Below are 24,543 nucleotides of genomic sequence, written 5' to 3' on the forward strand. Positions count from 1 at the left end.
TTTTATTATTCTGCATAACCCATATAAAGAGAGATTTTTTTAGCTGTTTGTATACAACGTGCTTTCAGTAATGCCGTTCTTTCTTCAGTTAACCGTTGTAATGGTCCCGCTAAATTTATTCCAGCAACCAATTGCCCATTTACACCTAATATAGGCGCCGCAATAGAATATGTCCCCAAAATTCGCTCACCATGTGTAATCGCATAACCCGTTTCTTTAATTTCCTGTAACTCTTTCTTAAATTCTTCCATATTTATAACATTCAGCTCTTCTATTTCAATTAATAAAGGTGATAATTCTTCGGCAGGTAAAAAAGCTAACATAACCTTACCTGAAGCACCTAAATATGCAGGTTTTCGTTCTCCGATCCGCACAAAGTTACGGATATCCAGGGGGGAATCAATTTTTTCAATACAAACCCGATGTATTCCGTCTAAAATATTCAATTCAACTGTTTCTTTAGTTTCTTCCATTAACTCTTTCATGTAGGGAAGAGCTACTGTTCTATAGTCCAAATTCATTTGATATATACTACCTAAACGAAAAAATTGATACCCTAACGAATACTCATGAGTTGCTTCATTTCGCTGTATAAAATTCAACTTTTCAAGAGTATCCAATATTCTAAACGCCGTACTTTTAGGAATATTCAACTCTTCTTGAATTTCCTTTATAAATAACGTTGGCCTATCAATTGAAAAGAGTGTTAATATCGTTGTCATTTTTTCAATTGATTTAATCATTCAATCATTCCCTTTCAATTAACGTAACGCATTACGTAACAATACCTAAATAAGCGGCCTTCAGATTTTCATTATTTAAGAGGTCGTTCGCTTGACCTTCAATTACAATTTCTCCATTTTCAAGGACATAGCCGCGATCGGCGATTTGCAAAGCTTGATTTACATTTTGTTCAACTAATAAAATTGTCACACCATTTTGTTTTATTTCTGATATTATATCAAATACCTGCTTTGTTAGTAATGGTGATAAGCCAATGGATGGCTCATCTAAAATGAGTAGTTTTGGTTCAGTCATCAATGCTCTTCCAATTGCTAACATTTGTTGCTGACCACCACTCATTGTTCCTGAAATTTGTGTCTCACGTTCTTTAAGAATCGGAAATAGCTCATAGCAGTAATCCAAGTTTTTCTTAAAGTTGTTTCTTGCTGTTTTTGTATAAGCACCCATTTCTAAGTTTTCCAATACAGTCATATCTGTGAATAACTTTCGATCTTCCGGTACTTGAATAAGTCCTGACTTTACGATAAATTCCGTAGATTTTTTATTTAGTAAAACATCATTGAAATATATCGATCCAGAAGTAACAGGAATAAGGCCTGATATAGCTCGTAACGTGGTTGTTTTACCCGCACCATTGGTTCCTAAAATACTGACAACCTCACCTTTATTTACATGAAAGCTTAAATTTCTCAATATATTAAGGTTTCCATATCCAGCTGACACTTCTTCAATCCTAAGCATGCTCAGTCACCTCTTCTCCCAGATATGCCTCCATTACAAGAGGATCTTTTGTAACTTCATGAGGTGATCCTTCTGCAATTTTTTCTCCTAGATGCATTACTACAACGCGATCAGAAAGTTGCATTACAGCAGACATTAAATGTTCGATAAAGAAGATGGTTGTTCCGTTATCTCGAATTTCTTTTATTAGAGCGATAAAGTCATTCACTTCAGTCGGGTTTAAACCTGACATTACTTCATCTAAAAATAATATTTTAGGATTTGTTGCCAAAGCACGTGCTACCTCTACTTTCTTTTGTTCAGCAAAGGTTAAATCTTTCATTCGTTCATGCATTTTATGGGACATTCCTAAATAACGGAGCTGTTTTTCTGCAAGTTTTTCTGCCTCATGAAATTTAGATACCTGGTTAAATGCACCGACCATCACATTTTCCAATAATGTTAAATTACCAAAAGGTTGTACAATCTGAAAAGTGCGTGAAATTCCATGACCACAAATAACTTCCGGTTTCTTCCCCTGAATCTCTTGTCCTCTCAACGTTATTTTACCTTCTGTTGGAACATGATAGCCACAAATCGAGTGGAATAAAGTAGTTTTCCCTGCCCCATTCGGCCCGATCATTCCTAAGATTTCTCCTTCATGTAATTCTAGCGAGACATTGTTTACGGCAACTAATCCTGAAAAGCGTTTTGTTACATTTTCTAGTTTAAGTAGCGTCATCTACTTTCCCCTCCTTTTTTAACTTACGCTTCCTTAGTTTCTCCTGCACCCACCCTACAATTCCTTCAGGTAAGAATAAAATAACAAGAACTAATATTAAACCATAGACCATTAAGTGGACGCCTGCGAATCCTCCAAAGTAATGAGCTGTTAATTCACCTAACGGGATAATAATTAAAGCACCAATAATCGGCCCTAAAATTGTTCCCATTCCCCCTAAAATTGCAGGTAAAATAATGGCTACTGATACATCATTTCCAAATGTAGTAGGTGGCGCAATATATAGAATGTATTGTGCATAGAACGCTCCTCCAAGGGCCGTTAATGCACCACTTATCGCAATTGCTGTCATTTTCGCGCGGAATGTATTTACACCCAATGATTGGGCAGCGTCTTCATTTTCACGAATGGCAATTAAGCTGAATCCTAACCGTGATCGACTTATCCAAAATGTGATTAATGTTACAATAATCAACATAATTAAAATAATATAATAATAAGAAACCCGGCTTGAAAATTGGAACATTAACGGATCATTACCAATCGGTAAGTTAAAGCCTAATGTCTTATTGAAATAGTCTAAGTTTTGGACGAGTATTCGTAAAATTTCTGCAAATGCTAATGTTCCTAAACTAAAGTAAGCACCTCTTAATTTATAGCGGAAAGATAAGTAACCAATGAATAATCCAATTAGAATTGCGACAAATGCGCCTGCAAACATTCCTATCCAAGGGGAAATATCATATTTCATGAATAATGTTGCAGAAATATAGGCTCCCGTACCGAAGAACATTGCATGACCAAATGAAAATTGACCCGCATAACCGCTCAAAATATTCCAAGCCTGAGAAATCAATGCGCTATATAAAATTAAAACTCCTATATGCAAAAAATACTGACTGTCTGTAAATAAAGGGAATATAATGAATAAAATTAAACCAATTCCATAAAGTAATGAAGTTTTCTTTAGATTCATCGCGCTTTACCTCCAAACAGTCCATTAGGTTTTAGTAGCAGGACAAGGATAAAAATTACATAAGGAACAAGCTCTTTAAGGCTCCCAGGTAAAATTGCACCACCAAGTGCTTCTGTTACTCCGATTAACACACCGCCAACGAGAGCACCTAAGAAGTTACCTAATCCACCCAAAACAACAACTACAAAAGCTATTAGGATGAAACTGGATCCAACCGAAGGAGATGTATAGAAAAACGGTGTAATTAACGCTCCCGCAATACCCGCTAGGGCTGCACCAATACCGAATGCAATGTAATTAATCTTTTTAATATTTACACCAACTAATGCAGCACCACCTGAATTCATTGATGTTGCCCGTATGGATTTACCAATATATGTTTTCCTCAGGAAGAAGAAAAGACCAATAGCTAAAACAATAGTAAATCCAAATGCAATTAATTTGGTTGTATGAATATTTAAATTCAAAAATGAAATTGAATTAGGAATTCCATCTACAGTTACGCTTCGGAAATCTGGCTTAAAAACTACTAATGCTAAGTTTTCAATAAATAATGTAATACCTAATGTTACTAATAATTGATTATGATCTGGTGCACCCGCCATACGTTGTAAAATACCACGTTGCATACCTGCTCCTATAAAAAAGAGAACTAGGGCACTTAATGGCAAAGATAAATATGGGCTCAGTCCAAATAATGCAAAACACCAATATGAAACATACATACCTAGCATTAACAATGCACCTTGTGCAAAGTTAATAATCTTCATTACACCAAAAATCAGCGTTAAACCGATTGCAACAAGTCCGTAAATTCCCCCCATTAAAATGCCATCGATCAGTGACTGAAATAATAGTTCAGCGTTCATACAATCCCCCCTTTTTTACTTGTAGGAATAAAATTTTTAAAATCAGTAATTTATGTAAAGAAAGAGAGTAAAAAATCCCCTCTCTCTTCATTTACTTTCTAGTGTTGTTAGTTTTGAGGATAAACTGGTTCCTCAACTTTGTATTCTTCAGGGCCAACAACATATGAAACTCCATCTTTAATCTGGTTCAAAACAGCACGGGCATTAATATTTTGACCTTTTTCATCAAATTCAATAATTCCTGCTGCTAAGATATGTTCTTCAAGCTTTGTTTTCGAAATTTCTTCACGAATTTTTGCACGATCTGTCGTTCCAGCTCTTTCAATTGCATCAAGTAAAACAACTGTTGCCATGTATGAATATGCACCATTCGGACCAAGGTCACGACCAAATTTTTCCTTATATTCTTTAGAAACTTCATTAGCTAAGTCACTTTTTTGATTGATTGTATAGTTAACATCCATAATATTTGAATTAATTTTTTGGTGTTCTGTTAAGAATGAGGCATTACTAAACGCACCATTTGCGACTCCAATGATTGCTTTTGGAGTAAAATTAGAATTTTTAATTCCTTCTACAAGCATTACACCATCACGTAAATACGTAGTTGCTACTACAATATCCGGTTTTACAGCTGAAATTTTATTAATAGTAGAAGATAAATCTGCAGCAGATGCAGCATGCGGCAATACATTAACAACTTCTATATTGTAGTCATCTGCAAGATCTTTAATTGCCGATGCAATACTCGTACCAAAAACACTATCTTCATGAACCAGTACAAGCTTTTCCAACTTGTCATCTGCATTTTCATTCAAATCTTGTAATATATCTAAGAAATCTTTTGAGAAAGTAGTCGCAGCCGGTTGTAAACGATACGTATATTTAAAGCCGCGTTCTGTAATTTCGTTAGCTGAACCAATATCGATTACAAATGGAATCCCCGCACGCTCTGCCTCTTGTGTCGCTGGTAAGGCAACACCGGAAGAATATGCCCCAATAATGCCTAATGCTCCTTCACGTCCAAGTTTTTGAACCTCGGAAATCCCTTTTTCTGGTGAACCTTCATGGTCGGTTTCAATCAATTCAATTTTCGCTCCGCCCAATGATTCGATTCCGCCTGCTTCATTTCGTTGTTCAACAGCCAGCTTAACAGCATCCCGCATCTCCTGGCCCTCTAAAGCTAACCCCCCACTTAAAGGGTGCAGCGAACCAATTTTAATAATATCTGCAGATGTTGAACCTAAATTTTCAGCTTGACCTGTCCCACTACCGGCCTCGTCACCACAAGCCGCAATAACCAATGTCAAAACAAATAACCCAAATAATAAACCCCATTTTTTCATAATTTTCCCTCCTTAAATTGATCTGAATATAAATTTACCGCGACCGCTTTCACCTGTAATTTCTCCCTTATCAACTATTAGATCTCCTCTGTTGATCGTATAGCTCGGCCATCCAAAGAGTTCCTGATTATCGTACAACGAATAATCTGATTGATCTGATAATTCATGCGCTTTTAACGTTTTACTTGAGTTTAAATCAACTATTGCAAAGTCTGCATCCGCACCGATTTCAATTCGCCCTTTACTTTCCAAGTTGTATGATTCTGCAATAGACAAGGACATAATATCCGCTAAACGTTCTAAAGGAATATTCCGCTTTTTATAACCTTCTGTTAGCATTAGAGGCAGGAGTCCTCCGACATTAGGGAATCCAAATAATGTATCCCAAGTATTTCCAGAACCATTGAGTTTCTTTTCTAAATTACTTGGTACATGATCTGTCCCGATTGCATTGATCAGGCCACTTCGAATACCTTCCCAAAGCGCTTCCCCATCTTCCAGACCATGAATTGGTGGTCCAACCTTCCCCTTAATCCCTACTTCATGCTGATCATGTAATACTAAATAATGGGGACATGTTTCAACTTTTACATTTCCTTCTGCAAGCCAAGGAGTATTCTTTAAAACTTCTACACTTTCTTTAGATGTTAAGTGGACAATATATACATTACCTTTGTGTACTCGATTCATATAAAGTGTACTTAACAAAGATTCTGCTTCAGCATAACCTGGACTAGTTTTAGCCCAAGTTGATAAACCTTCATCTTCACCAGATGCTTGTAATTGCTTTGTTAAACTACGATTTATATCCATATTTTCGCAGTGTACAGCTAATAATAACTTTGGTGAAATTTCGTTGAATTTATCGAAGATGCGTCCTATATCATAGGCTGATAAATCAATACCATCTGTAATTTTGAATTTATCATTTAGCTGACGCTCATAATTCCTGAAGAATTTAAATGATGTAATTCCCTCACGGTGAACCAGTTCTTCCAGTTCGTCCAGATGTTCTTCTTTCATTATCCCTAAGCTGTATGTGTAATCAACATAAGCATATTTTCCAACACGCTCTTTAACTTTCGGAAACCATTCCAAATAGCTTACTGGCTGGCGATCAAAGTTAATGACTGTCGTAACTCCACTTAATGCGTGCTGCTTTGTATCTTCAAAGTCTTCTTCCATAGAATTATAGATTCCCAGATGTTGATGCGGATCTATTACTCCGGGAAAAATATGAAGACCTTTGGCATCAATTGTATGTTTTGCCTCTACTAATTCTTTATAAAAACCAACAATTTTCCCGTCTTTCACTCCAATATTTACATTTTTAACGCCAACACGCGGAAAAACTACCTCACCATCTTTAATGAATAAATCTAACATGCTATCTCACCTCTTCTTTTTCAACATTTAAACTTTCGAAATATTCTACAATATCTTCAGAAGTCATTACATCGCAATACTTCATCCATAAATCCAATAGCGCCGCCTTATGTGAAAGGTCAATACGATCAAATACTGCATCCTCAACGATTGCAACATTATAATTATGTGTTACTGCATCAACCGCAGTCGCACGAACACACCCACTTGTTGAACCTCCGACAATAATTAAAGAATCAACCTTTAGTTTCACTAAATAACTAATAAGCGGCGTTCCAAAAAATGCACTAGCATAACTTTTATCAACCACAATATCATTTTCATTTGGTGCTAAACACTCTAAAATATCCGCTGCAGGGTTACCGTCAATGTATTTTGTTTGGTCACGTTTCGCTTTTGTTGAGAAGGAATCGAATTGAATTGACTTCTTCTGTACATTTCGAGTAAACAGTACCGGAATGCCATTTTTAGCAGCATGTTTTTTTAATTCTTCAATTTTGCGGATCCCTTTCCATGCGATGTCTCCACCACCACTCGGCCATTGCTCAAGTTGTTCTTCAATTGGTTTATCTGCGCCAATATAGTTTGGCTGAGCATCAATAATGACCAAAAGTGGGCGTTTTCCTAGTCCCCGACTTTGACCATATCCGCCTTTTTCAATAACAATCCGATCCGTTTCTGTTAATAATGACTCCCATGGTTTTGTTGTTGGCATCTTTATATCCCCCTCGATAATTGTTGAAGTTCAGTTACTGCATGCAGTCCTGCAATACGACCGAAGCCCATTGCAGCTAATAGACCGTTCCCTGACATATATCCGTACGCCGCTTTCCCTGATACACCAGTTGCACAACCACCAACTGCATATAAATTTCCAATTACTTGTTTTTCATCATTTAAGACTTGGGCAGAAGGATTAATTTCCAATCCGCCTTGAGTATGGAACAATGCTGGACTAACCTTAATTGCATAAAATGGTGCTTCAAGTTTTTTCTCAAAAGAAGTACGATGAAATTCATCTGGATGCCCATCTTTTTGACTATTAAAGTTTTCGAATGTTTCTAGGAATACTCCTGAATCTACTTGAATTTTTTCTGCTAAATCTATTATGGTATCTGCCTTTTTATATGCTTTCATTTCATCCATTTGCTTATAATCTTCTATTGATAAGAGCTGTTCATGAATAAATTGATCGTAAATGATATAGCCGTATTGAGAGGGTTGCTTTAATACTTCCTTTGCAAATTCTGAATAACCATGTGCTTCATTGCCAAATCTTTTTCCTTCGGTATTAATATAGAAGCCACCCATCATAATTGTCCCCCACGTTACGAGTAAACCAGTATTTTCATTGACGGCAGCATGCCCTTGATAGGCAGTTAAATGTGATGTAGCAGCACCTATTTTTTTACCGGCAAGTATTCCTTTTCCGGTATTTGCTTCATAACCAAAATACATAGCATCTGCAATTTCAGGAATATATTCATGAACCATTTCTTTATTTCCACCAAAGCCATTTGTAGCTAAAATAATTTTCTGTCCTTTAATTTGTTGTAACCCATCCACTGTCTGCACGGTAATTCCAATTGCATTTCCTGCATCATCTGTAATAATTTCCTGTAATTCCGATTGATAAAGAATATATAAGTTTTCATATTTTAAAGCATTTTTCTTCAAGAGCTTCATCAATTCGGCACCTGAACGTGATGGTGGTGCATGCATTCTGTAATTTGTATGACCCGGGTATTTAAATTCAGTGATTACAGACATTTCGATAGTTAAAGAATCATTTAACCATTCGACTAAAGGACCTGAAATTTCAGCAACAGCTTTTACTTGTTCCAAATCGCTTTCATAGTGATTTTTCTTTTGAATATCCCCAATCATAATTTCTACAGTATCTTCAACACCTAAATCTTTCTGAAAACGAGTATTACATGCCGGTATCATTCCGGCGCTTGCTGCTGTGTTTCCGAGTAATAAATTCGTCTTTTCGAACAAAGCTACTTGCTGACCTGCTTGAGCTGCTGTAATAGCAGCAACTAAACCGCCACCACCGCCACCTACAACGATTACATCTACTTCTGCATCCCAACTCATCATTTTCCCTCCTAAATTAACAACTTATAAGGAAGTGTTCTCAACTCAAGTATTTCTTCTGCAAGTTTGGAAGATTCCTCTAGCGTCATATACGGTAAAAGTTGATGCTGAAACTTTTCCTTTAATAGTCCTTCTAATTCTGAGATTGGCTCTTCACCGAAAGCACCTTTTTTTTCAACAATAATCTCTTTATTTTTCAGATTAATTATGAGCCTTGTTAGCCTTATTTCTGGTAATAAACTATTTATTTCATCAGAAGTACTTACAAATACTTTTCTAGCAATCTCATTGGCTGTATTATCATTTAATGTTCCATTCGTAGAAGTTACTATTTCTTGAGCAATAGCATATGGAATTGAAAATTTCCCAGCGAATTTATTGGAAGGCTGCTGGTTATTTAATTTAGAAGCACTAGAATAAGTTATTACTTCAATTGATACAATTTCATCTATAGCGATTTCTTGTTGAAGCATTGCTTCTTTTAAAGCATCAATTGGCCCATGACAGAAGCGACAACTGCTATAAAACTTAAAATATGTAGCGGCTATATAAAAATTTGTGCGGTCATCGTTCCATTTCTCTAAATTAATATTATTTCCTAAAATACTTCCGAAGATCTCTGTAATTGTCTCATTACTGGAAGACATTCCGTTTTGAATTAAAGAAGGTAAAAACAGCAGGTTAACATTTACTAACCCAATTAAAGAATTCCTCGCTTCATGTCCCTCAAGTACGGATTGCCACAAAGTCGGGAACGAAAACTGAGCACTTAATAATAAAGCATTTTTTATTTTATTCTCATCCCAGTTTTCCAGTTTTGCAATTGCTGCAGCTCCTCCTAAAATGCCCCAGTTTGCATGCGGATGAATGTTCGATTTCAGTGTTATTATTTCACCAAACCTTGCCCCTACTTCATAGCCGGTTATAAAAGCAAGCAACACTTCGTCATAGGAAGCATTTTTCTTCTTTGCAATTTGCAATAATGATGGTAAAAAGTGGCACGCCGGATGCCCTTTTGCTCTTGAATTTCCTTCATCCAATTCATCTTGCACAAGTTGAATTCCTTGCCATAAAACTTTTTCATACTCATCTTCGCTTTTTTCATAATACATAACCCCAATAGAATCCAATAATATGAATTGAGCTCTCCTTCTTATATCAGGAGGCACATCTTCTATTTTCATTTCCAAAATAAAACGGATAATGTCTTCCAATACATCCACCCCATTCCGCATTGTGGAACGCGTCTTTTTTTATCTTAATTTAAACAATAATTCCTTTCAATAAAAAAATCAATAAGTTTCTATATTTTCTGACAAAATTATTAAAAGCGCACTAAACAGCTATTTTGTGTTTATTAACAAATAAATTGACATTTTACTATAATTGAGTTTAAATTCAATTTATATTATAAAACACAACGCGTTTCGCATTGTGGAACAGGAGTGATAATTTGGGACAAACAATTATTGAGAAAATCGTATCCAATCATGCCGCTTCAAAAGTATTTGCTAATGATTTAACTGTTGTGGATGTAGATTTTGTGATGGCATCTGATACAACAGCACCGTTGGCTATTAAAGCATTTGAAAATATGGGAGGAGAAAAAATCTGGGATTCTTCTAAAATGGCATTAGTTATTGATCACGCTTCCCCTGCACCGAACCAGAATATCGCTTCATTGCATGATCTAATGCGTCAATTTGCGGAGGAGCAAAACATTAAGCTTTATGATATTGGCGATGGCATTTGCCACCAATTAATGATTGAAAACAAACATGCAAACCCTGGGCAACTTATATTAGGGGCTGATTCGCATACTTGTTTATATGGTGCAGTTGGAGCATTTTCAACAGGAGTAGGTTCAACAGATTTAGCCGGAGCTATGATGACAGGAAAAACATGGATAAAGGTTCCAGAAACAATCTTAATTGAAATTAATGGTGAACTTCAGCCAAGTGTTTCAGCAAAAGATATTGTTTTATATGTTGTGGGCAAAGTCGGGATACAAGGGGCTACTTATGATGCCATTGAATACAAAGGTTCAACAATAGAAGCCCTTTCTCTAGATAGTCGTATGACCATAGCTAGTATGTCCATTGAAATGGGCGCAAAAGCAGGTATCATCCATACGTTAGGTTTGAAACTGGATCAGGAATTTGAACATATATTACCCGATGAAGATGCAATCTATAAAAAAGTAATTCAAATAGATGCGACAAAAATTACACCACAGATTGCTATTCCCCACTCGCCTGATAATGTGCGCTCCATTAATGAAGTAGAGGAAATCAATATTCAACAAGCTTTTATCGGTAGTTGTACGAATGGTCGACTGGAAGATCTACATGCTGCTGCTCAAATTTTAGAAGGTAAGCATATCCATCCGAAAGTTCGTCTGTTGATTGCTCCTGCTTCTAGGCAAGTATTTTTAAATGCATTGGCAGATGGGACCGTTCAAACTTTAACTGAAGCAGGCGCAACTTTCCTTCCATCAGGATGCGGGCCATGTGTAGGTACTCACCTAGGTGTTCCAGGAAATGATGAAGTAATAGCTTCTTCAACTAATCGAAACTTCCAAGGACGTATGGGTAACCGTAATTCAAACATTTATCTCGGTTCTCCTGCATTCGTAGCTACAGCCGCGCTTAACGGTAAAATTAGTAATCCACAGCAATATGATGGAGGTATATCTAATGAAAATTGAAGGTATGGCACATGTATATGGAGATAACATCGATACAGACCGTATTATCCCAGGTAAATATACGAAAACTTTAGATTTACAATCTTTAGCTGATCATGTGATGGAAGACTTAGATCCTGATTTCAGTAAGAAAGTTAAAAAAGGAGATATCATTGTCGCGGGAGAAAATTTTGGGTGTGGATCATCTCGTGAACAAGCACCACTCGCACTAAAAACCGCAGGAATATCTTTAATTATCGCTAATTCATTTGCCCGAATCTTTTTCAGAAATGCAATAAATATCGGGCTTCCTATAATAGAAGTAAAAGATTATAACATTCAAACAGGTGACATGGTGGCTGCAGATTTGATTGATGGGGTAATCAAAGTTAATGGTCAAACGTTTGTAGGGACAAAAATGCCACAAGTCATGGTCGATATTTTAAATGACGATGGACTAGTAACTTATTTAAAAAAACATAAAGCATATCATTTATAGATGATGGATGAGAAAAAGTATATTGACAGACTACAACAGCTTTTAACCGATGCAATCAAGCAAAATGGAAAGCCATTTGCCGCCCTTATTGTTATTAATGATGAAATCGTGGCCGAAGCCATTAATGAAACCCACCTCACTAAAGACCCTACTGCTCATGCAGAATTATTGGCAATACAACGAGGTTATAAACATTTAACAAAAGATCAATTACCACATGCCATCCTTTATGCTAGTGGTGAACCATGCCAAATGTGTGTCACCGCCGCACAGTATGCTGGCATCTCTAGAATTGTTTATTATTATAATATTGAAGAACTCAAAACCGTTTATCCATACGAATCAACTATTTGTTCGTTGGAAATTTCCAAACAAAAACCCAATAAATTATTGAAACACATTCAAAAATCAAGTTTATAGCCGATGATATTAAAATTGTAACTGCATCCCAAAATTAGAGTCCAACTAATTTTGGGATGCAGTTTCTATAAATTGATATTCAATTTTATAGGGTTATAAAAAAATATAAGGCACCTCCTATTCGCTAGAACAGAAAGTACCTTATTTCCGTCACTATTTAGTCGATTAGTGGCTCTTGATATTAGAAATAAATATTTATTATTTAATATTTATCTCCCACCAATACTTCGCTTAAATAATAATGAACACTTGCAGCTACCCCACGTCCTTCTTTGATTGCCCACACAACAAGGCTTTGGCCCCGGCGTGCGTCACCAGCAGCAAAAACGCCCGGAATACTTGTTTCGTAGTCTTTAACCGATGCACGGATGCGGTTATTCGTTAATTCCACTCCGAAATGTTCAGGTGTTTCTTTTTCAGCACCTTCAAAGCCGATTGCGACAAATACGTGCTGTGCCGGCCATACTTTCTCAGTACCAGGCAACTCTTTAAAGTAATGGAAGCCATCCTCGCCTAGAATTTTTTCCATTTGAATTGTGTGAAGTGCTTTTACATTACCAATGCTGTCTTTTTCTATTCTTGTAGTCTGAATGCAATACTCCCGCGGATCACGGCCAAATTTCGCATCAGCCTCGGCATAAGCATAATCCATTGTGTAAATGTTCGGATCTTTCGGCCACATCGTTTCATCTGTACGAGTAGTAGCCTGTTGTGGATGTTTACCGAATTGGTATACTGAACGGCATTTCTGACGGAGAGCTGTTGCTACACAGTCAGCCCCTGTATCACCACCACCAATTACAATGACATCTTTCCCTTCAACATTTAACGCCTGATTATCCGCAAAATCAGAATCTAGCAAGCTTTTTGTAACATCCGTTAAATAGTCCATTGCTAAATGAATATTGCCTGCATCGCTTCCTTCTAAATGAAGAACTCGTTGTTTTTGTGCTCCCGTACATAAAATGACAGCATCGAAATCGGCTTGTAATTGCTCCTTCGTGATATCTTTACCGATTTCTGTGTTCGCAACGAAATCGATTCCTTCTACAGATAATAAATGGACACGACGTTCTATCACATCTTTTTCGAGCTTCATATTCGGGATGCCGTACATTAATAATCCGCCAAATCGGTCAGAACGTTCGAACACCGTTACCGAATGGCCAAGCTGGTTCAGTTGATCTGCTGCTGCCAAACCTGCAGGACCTGAGCCGACAATCGCCACTTTAAAGCCAGTTCGGGATGCCGGGATTCGCGGTGTGATCCAGCCATTTTCAAACCCTTTATCAATGATTGTACGTTCGATCGATTTAATTGCGACAGCCGGATCCGTAATGGCAAGTGTACATGACCCTTCACACGGGGCAGGACAGACACGTCCGGTAAATTCAGGAAAATTATTCGTCATATGCAAACGTTCCAACGCTTCCTGCCAATGCCCTTTATAGACTAAGTCATTCCATTCAGGGATGACATTTTGAATCGGACATCCTGCTGCAGTACCACGAATTTCAATCCCCATATGGCAAAACGGTGTTCCACAATCCATACAGCGCGCACCTTGTGTCTGTAATTTTTCATCAGATAGCCTGCTTGTATATTCACCCCAATTTGAAAGACGCTCTAGTGGTCGTTGCTCCTGAACTTTCTCTCGTTTAAATTCCATAAAACCCGTTGCTTTTCCCATGCTAGAAACCCCCTCTTATTTTGTGCTCACAAGCTTCTTCTGACTAGTCGTCACTTCCGTAAATGCCTGCATTGCTGCATCGTCCTTTGTAGAACCGGTTGCAGTGTAGTGGTTGATTTTATCTACCATTATTTTATAATCCGTTGGCACAACTTTTACGAACTTCGGAACGAACTGCTCCCACTTCGCTAACACATCCAATGCGTATGAACTATCTGTTTCCTCCAAATGCTGAATAATTAATTGGCGAACAGATTCAATCTCCGCTTTGTCTGTCATTTTCTCAAAATGGATCATTTCCATATTGCATTGTGCTTTGAATTTCTCCTCATCACTCGGCAGAATATATCCGATTCCGCCGGACATTCCGGCACCGAAGTTTTGACCTACATCCCCTAATATAACGATTTTCCCGCCCGTCATATACTCACAGCCGTGATCTCCAATTCCTTCAACAACAATTTCAGCACCTGAATTACGAACACCGAATCGATGTCCCGCACGCCCGTTGATAAAGGCTTTACCGCTCGTTGCCCCGTATAAACAAACATTTCCGGCGATGACGTTTTTCTCCTGTTCACCTTGAATCGGTGCAATGGCCGACACTTTTCCTCCTGACAAACCTTTGCCGAAGTAGTCATTAACATCCCCGACTACGCGCATTGACATTCCTCTCGGGATAAATGCCCCGAAGCTTTGACCAGCATGGCCTGTAAACGTTAAGTTGATTGTGTTGTCAGGTAAGCCTGCTTCGCCGTATTTACGGGAAATTTCACTGCCGACAATTGTTCCAATGACACGGTCTGTATTTTTAATCGGATAGCTTAATTCGATACGTTCATTGCCTTCAATTGCCTTTGAAACATGCGGCAATAACTCGCGTAAATCAAAACTTTCCTCTATATTATGGTTTTGCTGATGCTGCTTCGTGCGTGTTCCTTGGATTTGATGAAGCAGTGCCGTTAAATCAAGCTGGCTTGCTTTCCAATGTTTTGCCGTACGATCTGAAATTTGCAGTACATCTGTACGACCGACCATCTCTTCTACTGTACGGAATCCTAAAATACTCATATATTCACGCATTTCTTCTGCAACAAAACGCATATAATTGACAACATGATCAGCTGATCCCATAAATTTAGCACGGAGTTCCGGATTTTGTGTTGCTACACCTACCGGACAAGTATCCAAATGACAGGCACGCATCATGACACAGCCTAAAACGATTAACGGTGCTGTCGCAAAACCAAATTCCTCTGCTCCTAAAAGTGCAGCCATTACGACATCTTTCCCAGTCATGAGCTTGCCGTCCGTTTCCAGTGTCACTCGGTCGCGCAATCCGTTGAGCATCAATGTCTGATGCGCTTCAGCTAAACCAAGCTCCCACGGTAAACCAGTATGCTTAATCGATGTTTTCGGCGATGCCCCTGTACCGCCGTCATAGCCCGAAATGACGATGACATCTGCTGCACCTTTAGCAACACCTGCAGCAATTGTCCCAACCCCTGCTTTTGCTACGAGTTTTACAGAAATTCTTGCGTGACGGTTTGCGTTTTTCAAATCGTGAATTAACTGTGCCATATCCTCGATCGAGTAAATATCGTGATGCGGCGGCGGTGAAATTAACCCTACCCCAGGAGTAGAACCGCGTACATCCGCTACCCATGGATATACTTTATTGCCTGGCAGTTGACCGCCTTCCCCCGGTTTCGCTCCTTGCGCCATTTTAATTTGCAGCTCATCGGCATTTACTAAATAATGCGATTTCACTCCAAAACGACCTGAAGCAATTTGTTTAATTGCACTGCGTTTGTTGTCACCATTTGGTTCGATTGTAAAACGGGCCGGATCTTCCCCACCCTCACCAGAATTCGAGCGTGCGCCTAGACGGTTCATCGCTACCGCTAACGTTTCGTGCGCTTCTTTCGATAACGAACCAAACGACATAGCCCCTGATTTGAAACGTTTCACGATGGAATCCACTGACTCGATTTCTTCCATTGGGATTCGGCGGTCATTCTTTTTAAAGTCGAATAAATTACGTAAAAACCCGATTCGCTCCTCATTGGCCATTTCCGCATACATCCGGTATAAACCAAAATCATTTTTACGTGTAGCCCACTGGAGTGTATGAATTGTTTTCGGATTGAACGCATGATGCTCTCCGTCTGCACGCCATTGGAAATCTGAACCTGATTGCAGTTGTGCTGACATCGATCGCATTGCTTCCTCATGGCGTCGTCTTGCTTCTTCACCGATTGTCTTTAAGTCTATTCCGTCAATTTGCGAAGCCGTACCTGTAAAGTATTCGTCAATCACTTCTTTTGAAATTCCGACTGCCTCGAACACTTGGGCACCGCGATAAGATTGGACGGTTGAAATCCCCATCTTCGACATCACTTTTACGACACCGTCTGCTGCACCTTTCCGGAATTTTTGAACCGCTTTTTCAAATGGTACAGATAAATGACCATTTTCAATTGCCTCATGAATTGTTGCATATGCTAAGTACGGGTGAATGGCATCAACGCCAAAACCGATGAGTGCAACAAAATGATGTACTTCCCGAACTTCCGCGCTGTTAACGATAATGCTCGCCTTCGTACGCAAGCCGATTCGTACTAAATATTGATGGATTGTACTTGCTGCCAGAAGAACAGGCATCGTTAACTGCTTAGCATCATCCATATAGTCCGACAGCACAATAATTGTCTTGCCGCCAAAGATAGCCGCTTCTGCTTCTGTTTTGATTCGGTTAAGTTCGCTTTCTAAATTTTCCGTAAATTTCAGCGAGATTTCCGCTACTCCAAAATGTTCTTCGTTATTATTTATAATTTGCTCGTATTCTGCAGTCGTTAATACCGGCGTTTTCAGCAGGAGGCGACGTGCATTTTGCGCATTCGGCTGTAATAAATCACCTTCCGCTCCAAGCAATGTCATTGTCGATGTTACGACATGTTCACGAATGGAATCAATCGGCGGGTTTGTCACTTGTGCAAATAGCTGCTTAAAGTAATTAAATAAGGATTGCGGTCTATCTGACAGAACAGCTAATGGTGTATCATTCCCCATCGAACCAAGCGGATCTTTCCCTTCATTTGCAAGAGGTACAATATATTTTTGTACATCCTCAAATGTGTAGCCGTGAATTTTCTGGCGTAATGTCAGATCATTTATTTCAGGTAACTGCTCATCCTTCACTTCAAGCTTGATCATATTTTCTTCCAGCCATGCTGCATAAGGTTTTTCTGCCGCGGCTTCGGATTTCAGCTCGTCATCCGAAATGATTTTTCCTTGTTCCAGATCAATTAACAGCATGCGACTTGGGCTTAATCGGTCTTTATAAAGAATGTCTTCCTCAGCGTAATCAACAACCCCAGTTTCAGATGAGAAAATAACATGATCGTCTTTCGTCACATACAGTCTTCCTGGTCGCAAGCCGTTACGGTCCAAAATTGCTCCGATCTGTTTGCCGTCCGTGAAGCAAATTGCAGTCGGTCCATCCCATGGCTCCATTAAGCTGGCATGATATTGATAAAACGCTTTGCGATCTTCATCAATGCGCGGATTTTCTGTCCATGGCTCCGGAATCATCATCATCGCTGTCTCTGCAGGTGAACGTCCAGCTAATACGAAAAATTCAAAGGCATTATCAAGCATCGAAGAATCCGAACCTGTCGTATCAATAATCGGCAATAGCTTTTCAAGGTCATCCCCAAACGCTTCAGATACGAACTGCTGCTCACGTGCACGCATCCAGTTTATATTGCCGCGTAATGTGTTTATCTCCCCATTATGGATAATATAGCGGTTCGGATGGGCCCGTTTCCAAGATGGAAATGTATTCGTTGAGTAACGTGAATGCACAAGTGCCAATGCGGATACAAAGCTTTCATCCTGCAGATCCACATAAAATTCACTTACTTCTTCTGGTGAAAGCAAACCTTTAAAAACAATCGTCTGACTTGAAAGACTTGGTATATACAGTTCGAATTGTTGCTCCGTTGCCCAATGTTCAAGCTGTTTGCGGATGACATATAATTTCCGTTCGAATGCCTTATTGTCGTTTTCGTTTGACCGAATAAATACTTGGCGAACAACCGGTGCAGTCGATTTAGCAATCTCACTTAAATTTTCTTTATTTGTCGGAGCAGTTCTCCAGCCGATTAGTTGCTGATTTTCCTGTTCAATTAATTCGTTCATCTTTTGTTCAATTTTTAGGCGTTCGTCTTCATTTTCTGTAAAGAAAACCTGACCGACACCATATTCACCCATTTCAGGTAAATTAAGTTCCGTACAGTTTTGTTGAAAGAACGCATGTGGGATTTGAACTAACAGCCCTGCCCCATCACCTGTCTTGCCGTCCCCGCCGCGTCCTGCACGGTGTTCTAAGCGACATAACATTTCCAATCCTTTTTTTACAATCTGATGTGAAGGTATTCCTTTTATATTTGCATACATGCCGATACCGCATGCGTCATGTTCAAATTCAGGATTATATAACCCTTGTGCTTCTGGTAACTGATGAAAACTCATATTCATTCCCCCTCATTCTTTCAATCCCTTATTTACATTTTAAAGTTTTCGAAATAATATAAACAATATATAGTTTGGATATAAACAATCTACTTTTTAGATGAATGGGGTGGGAATTGTGGAATTAAGACAGTTACGTTACTTTGTAGAGGTGGCAGAACGGGAGCATATTTCTGAAGCAGCGGAGCATTTACACGTTGCCCAGTCTGCAATCAGCAGACAAATTGCCAACTTGGAAGAAGAACTCGGCACACCGCTTTTTGAACGAATTGGGCGTAACGTAAAGTTGACACCGGTCGGGAAGATTTTTTTGGAACATTGTATTACCGCACTCAAGGGAATTGATTTTGCTGCAAAGCAGGTGGAAGAATATCTGGATCCGGCAAAAGGGACAATTAAAATAGGTTTCCCTACAAGTTTGGCAAGCTATGTATTGCCGACCGTCATTTCCGCGTTTAAAAAAGAATACCCGGACATTTCTTTCCATTTACGACAGGGCTCCTATAAGTATTTGATTGATGCGGTTAAAAATCGCGAGCTGAATTTAGCTTTGCTTGGGCCATTACCACCAAAAGACGAAGCAATAAATACGACTGTACTGTTCAGTGAAAACATCCATGCTTTGTTGCCTGCAACACATCCACTAGCAAAAAAAGAGTCGATTAACCTTGTCGATTTGCGTCATGACCAGTTTGTACTTTTTCCGGAAGGTTATATTTTAAATAAAGTGGCTGTTGATGCATGCCGCTCTGTTGGTTTTATACCGAATATTACTACCGAGGGAGAAGATATGGATGCATTAAAAGGGCTTGTAGCGGCAGGTATCGGTGTGACACTTTTACCGGAAAGTTCACTCTACGATTCAACACCGCGCATGACCGTCAAAGTGCCGATCGCCATTCCTAATATAAGACGCACAGTCGGCATCATTGCACCGACATCAAGAGATCTTGCCCCATCCGAAGAAGTATTCGTCAAATTTATATCTAATTTTTATTCTCGATTAACAAGGTTCCAATAATAGACGTGGACAGAAATAAAGTACTGACGCACAGTAAAAAAACCCATTTTCTCCAGTATATTTAAGAGAGAAAATGGGTTTTTGATTATTTTATTCGCCTGAGACTGGTACTACAGAGCCGCCCCACTCTTCAACGATAAAGTCTTGAACTTCTTTTGAGCGTAATGCTTCTACTAATGCTTTAATTTCTTTTGAATCTTCATCGCCAGATTTAACTGCAATAATGTTTACATATGGTGATTCACTAGACTCGATTGCGATTGAATCTTCCAATGGGTTGATGCCGTTATCGATTGCGAAGTTTGAGTTGATCAATACCGCGTCACCTTCTTCATTTTCGTACATTTGCACTAATAATTCAGCTGCTGTGTCTGCATCGAACACAAAGTTTTTCGGATTTTCAACAATGTCTTTTGTTTCCGCTTTTGTTTTATCGATTCCTTCAGCTAACTTGATTAATCCCTCTGCTTCAAGTAATGAAAGCATACGTCCGTGGTCTGCTACTGAGTTGGAAAGTAAAATTGTTGCACCTTCAGGAAGTTCTTCTAAAGATGAATATTTTTTAGAGTAAACACCGATTGGCTCGATGTGAATACCGCCAGCATTTGCAAAGTCATAATCGAAATCCGCTTTTTGTGCTTCGAAGTATGGAATGTGCTGGAAGTAGTTTGCATCTAAATCACCGTTATTTAAATCCTGGTTTGGTAATACGTAATCTGTATAAGGTTCGATTTCCAGCTCGATACCTTGTTCCTCTAAAATTGGTTTAACTTTTTCAAGAATTACTGCGTGTGGTGTATTTGATGCACCAACTACTAATTTTTCATCTTCGCCGCCACATGCTGCTAAAGCTAGTACTGAAGCTCCTAAAATAACGCTTGATAATAATTTCTTCATCTGTTTTACCTACCCTTTTTTTAGTTTGTTCAGTTTATCGAAACCTTTTTTATATTCTGATTATTTTTCTGATGGACGCGCACTTTTTAAAAGTTTGCGTCCATATTGTTTCGATGCACCAATATTTATAATTACGGCCTAAAAAGCCACTAACTATCGTTTGTCCACTCTTGCTGTAATGAAGTCCCCAATATACTGGATAATAAATACGACAACTAAAATTAAAACAGTTGCCATTAATGTCACATCTGTTCGGTTACGCTGGAAACCGTCAAGGAATGCCAGGTTACCTAAGCCGCCCGCACCGATAATGCCGGCCATTGCTGTATATCCTACTAAAGCGACAGCTGTAACCGTAATACCTGAAATTAATGCTGGTAAGCTTTCCGGAATCAGCACTTTCCAAATAATAGTAGAAGTTTTCGCTCCCATTGATCGGGCCGCTTCAATGACACCTTTATCAATTTCTCTCAATGCTATTAATACCATGCGCGCATAAAACGGTGCTGCACCGATTATTAGCGCAGGCAATGCTGCATTTGCGCCACGGATTGTTCCAAGTAAAAACTTTGTGAACGGAATCAATAAAATGATCAGGACGATAAATGGAATCGACCGGAAAATATTTACGAATGATCCTGTTAAAAAGTGGACAATTTTATTTGCCCATAATTGATTGTCGCTCGTTAAAAATAAGACAATCCCAATCAGAAGTCCGAGTATAAATGTGATGACTGTCGCAACAGCCGTCATATAAATTGTTTCATATGTTGCTTCGAGCATTTTACCCCAGTCGACGTTCGGAAATAATTGATTAAACATGCTCAATCACCTCCGTTTGAATTTCCTGTTTCGCTAAAAAGCTTAATGCTTCCGCGACTGCTTTCGGTTCGCCATTGATATGAATAAACAATGTACCGAATGAACCGCCCGTTGTATTCGAGATTTTACCATGGACAATATTTACAACTACGTCAAATTGCTTGATCATTTGCGAGATGACAGGCTGTTCTGTCGTTGCCCCGGCAAATATTAATTTGGCGATTTTGCCTCCTGGATAGTTGGCAAAAATTTGTTCTAGTGATGCTTGTGTTTCCTGCGTTTCACCAGAAGCCTGTGATACGAAGTTTTTCGTAATTGGTGCTTGAGGATGCTGGAACACTTGCAATACATCACCTTGCTCCACAACTTTTCCGGCTTCCATTACCGCTACTCTGTTACAGATTTTGCGGATAACATGCATTTCATGTGTAATGAGTACAATTGTAAGACCGATGTTTTTATTAATATCGAGCAGTAATTCCAAAATGGAATCCGTTGTTTCCGGATCAAGCGCTGAAGTCGCTTCATCACATAAAAGCACTTCCGGGTTGTTTGCCAACGCTCTTGCAATGCCCACACGCTGCTTTTGCCCGCCGGACAACTGAGAAGGATACGCTTTCCCTCTTCCTTTTAAACCAACGAGTTCAATCAGCTCTTCCACTCGCTTTTCACGGTCAGCTTTTGAAACTCCTGCAATTTCAAGTGGGAATGCGATATTTTCTTCGACTGTACGGGACCAGAGCAGATTGAAATGCTGGAAAATCATACTTATTTTTTGACGCGCTTCTCGTAATTTTGCCCCGGAAGCTTTTGCAATATCCTGGCCGCCTACAATGACAGACCCTGTTGTTGGCTTTTCCAAACCGTTCAGCAGGCGGATCATTGTACTTTTACCGGCACCACTGTAGCCGATAATACCGTATATTTCTCCTTTGTTAATCGATAAACTTACATTATCAACTGCCGTAAGTTTACCGTTTTTCGTGTTATACACTTTAGTAATATTTTGTATATCAATCATCGGTTGTACTCCTTCTAAATCGAAATAACCTGCTTGCTATTTCAAAATCATGTTCTTTTTCATCCAAAACCTCCGTTGAATGAAAAAAACCTTTCTACCATGACAAGTAGAAAGGTTTCACATACATTTATACGGTAAACCGTTCTCTCATCTTTCAAAGTTTAAACTTTGTGTGAATTGGCACCTTTGCGTAAACGCTGGTTGCCGGGCTTCATAGGGCACTTCCCTCCACCTCTCTTTATAAGAGTAACGTTATTAAGTTTTATTATTATGAATGTTACTTTATCACGACAAAGTGAATACGTCAATTACTTTTTTAATATTTCATACAAAAACGGTACGGATTTAAACGCATAAATTTTATCCGTTAGTTCCCCGTTGTCTGAAACGATTAAACAAGGTACACTTTCAATTTTCAACTCATATGGCAAATCCCCTAAATAATTGATATTTGCCATACCAAGTGGTAAATCTGGGAGTAATTTCTCAATTACATCCAACATTTTTTCCGACACTTCACATGTGCCGCACATAGGCGTATATAAGAAAAAAGCTGTCTGATCATGCTGTTGTACGTTCTGTTCCCACTGCTGTTTCGTCCATTGTTCCATTATACTGTCATCCTTCTTTTACTATAAATTTTGCCTGTAGTAAAATATCCCTTAAGATTTTAGTAGGTGTTTTTTCTACTTCAACGTATTCGTGAGGTATGATAAGCTGCGTCGCTTCGGGATATGCACGGTTCATCAGTTTACGTAACTTTTCACCATTTTTATCTGCATCAAACATTGTGATAATTTCATCATGCTCATAGTCTTCCAATAAATCAATCAAATTGACTTCACTAATCGTCCCATTTGTACAAATAATCGTAACGTCTTCCGCTAAAATCGGAATCAATCGCAATTTATCGGCACGACCTTCTACAACGATGCATTTCCCCATATAACACGCTTCCTTTCATCCGTCACCTTTATGTATAGAATAACAAAAAAACACTAAAACCTTTAATTAGAAGGCTTTAGTGTTTCATATTATTGTTCGATTAATGCAGTGTAAGCATCTGCGTCTAATAATTCTTCAACTTCTGCTTCACTTGTTAACTCAACCGTAACCATCCATGCATTGCCGTATGGAGATTCGTTTACGTATTCAGGATTGTCCAGTAATTCTTCGTTGATTGCAACAACTTTACCAGAAAGTGGTGCATATAGTTCAGAAACTGTTTTAACAGATTCTACACTACCGAATGGCTGATCCTTTGAAATTTCATCGCCTACTTCAGGTAACTCTACGAATACGATATCGCCTAGTTCAGATTGTGCGAAATCCGTAATACCGATCGTTGCTTTACCGTCTTCAATTTTAACCCACTCATGCTCTTTTGAATAACGTAATTCTTTTGGTGTGCTCATTTGAAAACCTCCATGTCATATGTAGTACAATCAAGTTCATTTTGCCATATTTCGTTCGGAAATACAATGTGAATAACTGTTTATTTCCAAGTTTCTAAGAAGTCAGACTCCTTAAATCCTAAAGTTAATTTTTTACCATCTGTTACGATTGGTCGCTTAATTAACATACCATCTGATGCTAATAGCTCTAACTGCTCATCTTCGGACATTGTCGGCAGTTTGTCTTTTAGGCCTAACTCACGATATTTCATGCCAGATGTATTAAAAAATTTCTTTAACGGCACTCCGCTTGCTTCGTAAATGGCTTTAATTTCCTCTTTCGATGGTGTCTGTTCTACGATATGAATATTTTCATAGTCCACACCTTGCTCATCTAGCCATTTTTGCGCCTTTTTACAAGTTGTACATTTCGGATATTGAATGAATTTTACTGTCATATAAGTACTCCTTTTGCCCTGGATTTTCCTATATTGTAACGGATATAGAAGGACAAATCAAAAATGTGTTCGCATTATCGGAGCAGTTTTTATTAGAAGATGTATGAAAATATTAGAACATGCCGGACTTATATTAGAAGAATGGATTCACTTATTTGAACCTTTGAGTGACATATTAGAAGATATGGTACTTATATTAGAAGTTCTGAAATATAT

The 24,543-nt window shown here is 38.6% G+C and carries 23 protein-coding genes and 1 riboswitch; of the genes, 4 read left to right on the top strand and 19 right to left on the bottom strand.

The window, feature by feature from the left end:
• Nucleotides 1-5 precede the first annotated feature (5 nt).
• From MKZ25_RS14670 to MKZ25_RS14715, 10 genes are all read right to left on the bottom strand, one after another.
• Nucleotides 6-743 (bottom strand): IclR family transcriptional regulator, encoded by a 738-nt coding sequence (locus MKZ25_RS14670; protein ID WP_340802149.1) that lies wholly within the window; start codon nucleotides 741-743, stop codon nucleotides 6-8.
• A 31-nt stretch (nucleotides 744-774) separates the two neighbouring features.
• Complete coding sequence (locus MKZ25_RS14675) at nucleotides 775-1,485, bottom strand: ABC transporter ATP-binding protein (RefSeq protein WP_340802150.1); 711 nt, start codon at nucleotides 1,483-1,485, stop codon at nucleotides 775-777.
• A complete protein-coding gene (locus tag MKZ25_RS14680; protein ID WP_340802151.1) occupies nucleotides 1,478-2,206 on the bottom strand; it encodes an ABC transporter ATP-binding protein in 729 nt (242 codons plus the stop codon). Before MKZ25_RS14680 ends, MKZ25_RS14675 begins: the two co-directional genes overlap by 8 nt.
• Nucleotides 2,193-3,182, bottom strand: a complete 990-nt coding sequence (locus MKZ25_RS14685) for a branched-chain amino acid ABC transporter permease (protein ID WP_340802152.1) — start codon at nucleotides 3,180-3,182, stop codon at nucleotides 2,193-2,195. The genes MKZ25_RS14680 and MKZ25_RS14685 overlap by 14 nt, the downstream gene beginning before the upstream one ends.
• The gene (locus MKZ25_RS14690) at nucleotides 3,179-4,051 is read right to left on the bottom strand and encodes a branched-chain amino acid ABC transporter permease (RefSeq protein ID WP_340802153.1); all 873 of its coding nucleotides are present in this window, start codon (nucleotides 4,049-4,051) and stop codon (nucleotides 3,179-3,181) included. Before MKZ25_RS14690 ends, MKZ25_RS14685 begins: the two co-directional genes overlap by 4 nt.
• A 107-nt stretch (nucleotides 4,052-4,158) precedes the next feature.
• Complete coding sequence (locus MKZ25_RS14695) at nucleotides 4,159-5,397, bottom strand: ABC transporter substrate-binding protein (protein WP_340802154.1); 1,239 nt, start codon at nucleotides 5,395-5,397, stop codon at nucleotides 4,159-4,161.
• Nucleotides 5,398-5,409: 12 nt separating this feature from the next.
• Entirely contained in the window at nucleotides 5,410-6,783 is a 1,374-nt protein-coding gene (locus MKZ25_RS14700) for a dihydroorotase (protein ID WP_340802155.1), read from the bottom strand.
• Nucleotide 6,784: 1 nt separating this feature from the next.
• Entirely contained in the window at nucleotides 6,785-7,498 is a 714-nt protein-coding gene (locus MKZ25_RS14705) for an isochorismatase family protein (RefSeq protein WP_340802156.1), read from the bottom strand.
• Between the two features lie 2 nt (nucleotides 7,499-7,500).
• The gene (locus MKZ25_RS14710) at nucleotides 7,501-8,883 is read right to left on the bottom strand and encodes an FAD-dependent oxidoreductase (protein WP_340802157.1); all 1,383 of its coding nucleotides are present in this window, start codon (nucleotides 8,881-8,883) and stop codon (nucleotides 7,501-7,503) included.
• An 11-nt stretch (nucleotides 8,884-8,894) separates the two neighbouring features.
• Nucleotides 8,895-10,097, bottom strand: a complete 1,203-nt coding sequence (locus MKZ25_RS14715; RefSeq protein ID WP_340802158.1) for an MmgE/PrpD family protein — start codon at nucleotides 10,095-10,097, stop codon at nucleotides 8,895-8,897.
• Nucleotides 10,098-10,336: 239 nt separating this feature from the next.
• Here MKZ25_RS14715 and MKZ25_RS14720 point away from each other — a divergent pair, with 239 nt between their 5' ends.
• Genes MKZ25_RS14720 through MKZ25_RS14730 form a run of 3 tightly spaced genes read left to right on the top strand, consistent with a single transcriptional unit; the run spans nucleotide 10,337 to nucleotide 12,488 of the window.
• Complete coding sequence (locus tag MKZ25_RS14720; protein WP_340802159.1) at nucleotides 10,337-11,590, top strand: 3-isopropylmalate dehydratase large subunit; 1,254 nt, start codon at nucleotides 10,337-10,339, stop codon at nucleotides 11,588-11,590.
• Nucleotides 11,580-12,068, top strand: coding sequence for a 3-isopropylmalate dehydratase small subunit (locus MKZ25_RS14725; RefSeq protein WP_340802160.1), 489 nt, complete (start codon nucleotides 11,580-11,582; stop codon nucleotides 12,066-12,068). Before MKZ25_RS14720 ends, MKZ25_RS14725 begins: the two co-directional genes overlap by 11 nt.
• On the top strand, nucleotides 12,069-12,488 hold the full coding sequence (locus MKZ25_RS14730) for a nucleoside deaminase (protein WP_340802161.1): 420 nt from the start codon (nucleotides 12,069-12,071) through the stop codon (nucleotides 12,486-12,488).
• Nucleotides 12,489-12,690: 202 nt separating this feature from the next.
• On the opposite strand, the gene gltD is transcribed toward MKZ25_RS14730, so the two are convergent.
• Together gltD and gltB are read right to left on the bottom strand one after the other, a co-directional pair.
• Nucleotides 12,691-14,178 (bottom strand): glutamate synthase small subunit, encoded by a 1,488-nt coding sequence (gene gltD, locus MKZ25_RS14735; protein WP_340802162.1) that lies wholly within the window; start codon nucleotides 14,176-14,178, stop codon nucleotides 12,691-12,693.
• A 15-nt stretch (nucleotides 14,179-14,193) separates the two neighbouring features.
• Nucleotides 14,194-18,714 (bottom strand): glutamate synthase large subunit, encoded by a 4,521-nt coding sequence (gene gltB / locus MKZ25_RS14740; protein WP_340802163.1) that lies wholly within the window; start codon nucleotides 18,712-18,714, stop codon nucleotides 14,194-14,196.
• 118 nt (nucleotides 18,715-18,832) lie between these two features.
• Between gltB and MKZ25_RS14745 the strand changes: the two genes are divergently transcribed.
• Nucleotides 18,833-19,735, top strand: a complete 903-nt coding sequence (locus MKZ25_RS14745; RefSeq protein ID WP_340732954.1) for a LysR family transcriptional regulator — start codon at nucleotides 18,833-18,835, stop codon at nucleotides 19,733-19,735.
• A gap of 90 nt (nucleotides 19,736-19,825) precedes the next feature.
• On the opposite strand, the gene MKZ25_RS14750 is transcribed toward MKZ25_RS14745, so the two are convergent.
• From MKZ25_RS14750 to MKZ25_RS14780, 7 genes are all read right to left on the bottom strand, one after another.
• Nucleotides 19,826-20,632, bottom strand: coding sequence for a MetQ/NlpA family ABC transporter substrate-binding protein (locus MKZ25_RS14750; protein ID WP_340732955.1), 807 nt, complete (start codon nucleotides 20,630-20,632; stop codon nucleotides 19,826-19,828).
• A 153-nt stretch (nucleotides 20,633-20,785) separates the two neighbouring features.
• Nucleotides 20,786-21,454, bottom strand: coding sequence for a methionine ABC transporter permease (locus tag MKZ25_RS14755; RefSeq protein ID WP_008408680.1), 669 nt, complete (start codon nucleotides 21,452-21,454; stop codon nucleotides 20,786-20,788).
• Nucleotides 21,447-22,475 carry a methionine ABC transporter ATP-binding protein gene (locus tag MKZ25_RS14760; protein ID WP_340716093.1) on the bottom strand — a complete coding sequence of 343 codons (1,029 nt, stop codon included), beginning with the start codon at nucleotides 22,473-22,475 and terminating at the stop codon, nucleotides 21,447-21,449. Before MKZ25_RS14760 ends, MKZ25_RS14755 begins: the two co-directional genes overlap by 8 nt.
• Nucleotides 22,476-22,619: 144 nt before the next feature.
• Nucleotides 22,620-22,722: riboswitch (SAM riboswitch) on the bottom strand.
• A 61-nt stretch (nucleotides 22,723-22,783) separates the two neighbouring features.
• A complete protein-coding gene (locus MKZ25_RS14765) occupies nucleotides 22,784-23,086 on the bottom strand; it encodes a thioredoxin family protein (protein WP_340716094.1) in 303 nt (100 codons plus the stop codon).
• 7 nt (nucleotides 23,087-23,093) lie between these two features.
• Nucleotides 23,094-23,420, bottom strand: coding sequence for a toprim domain-containing protein (locus tag MKZ25_RS14770; protein ID WP_340802164.1), 327 nt, complete (start codon nucleotides 23,418-23,420; stop codon nucleotides 23,094-23,096).
• 89 nt (nucleotides 23,421-23,509) lie between these two features.
• The gene (gene gcvH, locus MKZ25_RS14775; protein WP_008408686.1) at nucleotides 23,510-23,890 is read right to left on the bottom strand and encodes a glycine cleavage system protein GcvH; all 381 of its coding nucleotides are present in this window, start codon (nucleotides 23,888-23,890) and stop codon (nucleotides 23,510-23,512) included.
• A gap of 80 nt (nucleotides 23,891-23,970) precedes the next feature.
• Nucleotides 23,971-24,327 carry an arsenate reductase family protein gene (locus tag MKZ25_RS14780; protein ID WP_340802165.1) on the bottom strand — a complete coding sequence of 119 codons (357 nt, stop codon included), beginning with the start codon at nucleotides 24,325-24,327 and terminating at the stop codon, nucleotides 23,971-23,973.
• Nucleotides 24,328-24,543: the final 216 nt, after the last annotated feature.

The organism is Solibacillus sp. FSL W7-1464 (assembly GCF_038004425.1).
Classification (GTDB): domain Bacteria; phylum Bacillota; class Bacilli; order Bacillales_A; family Planococcaceae; genus Solibacillus.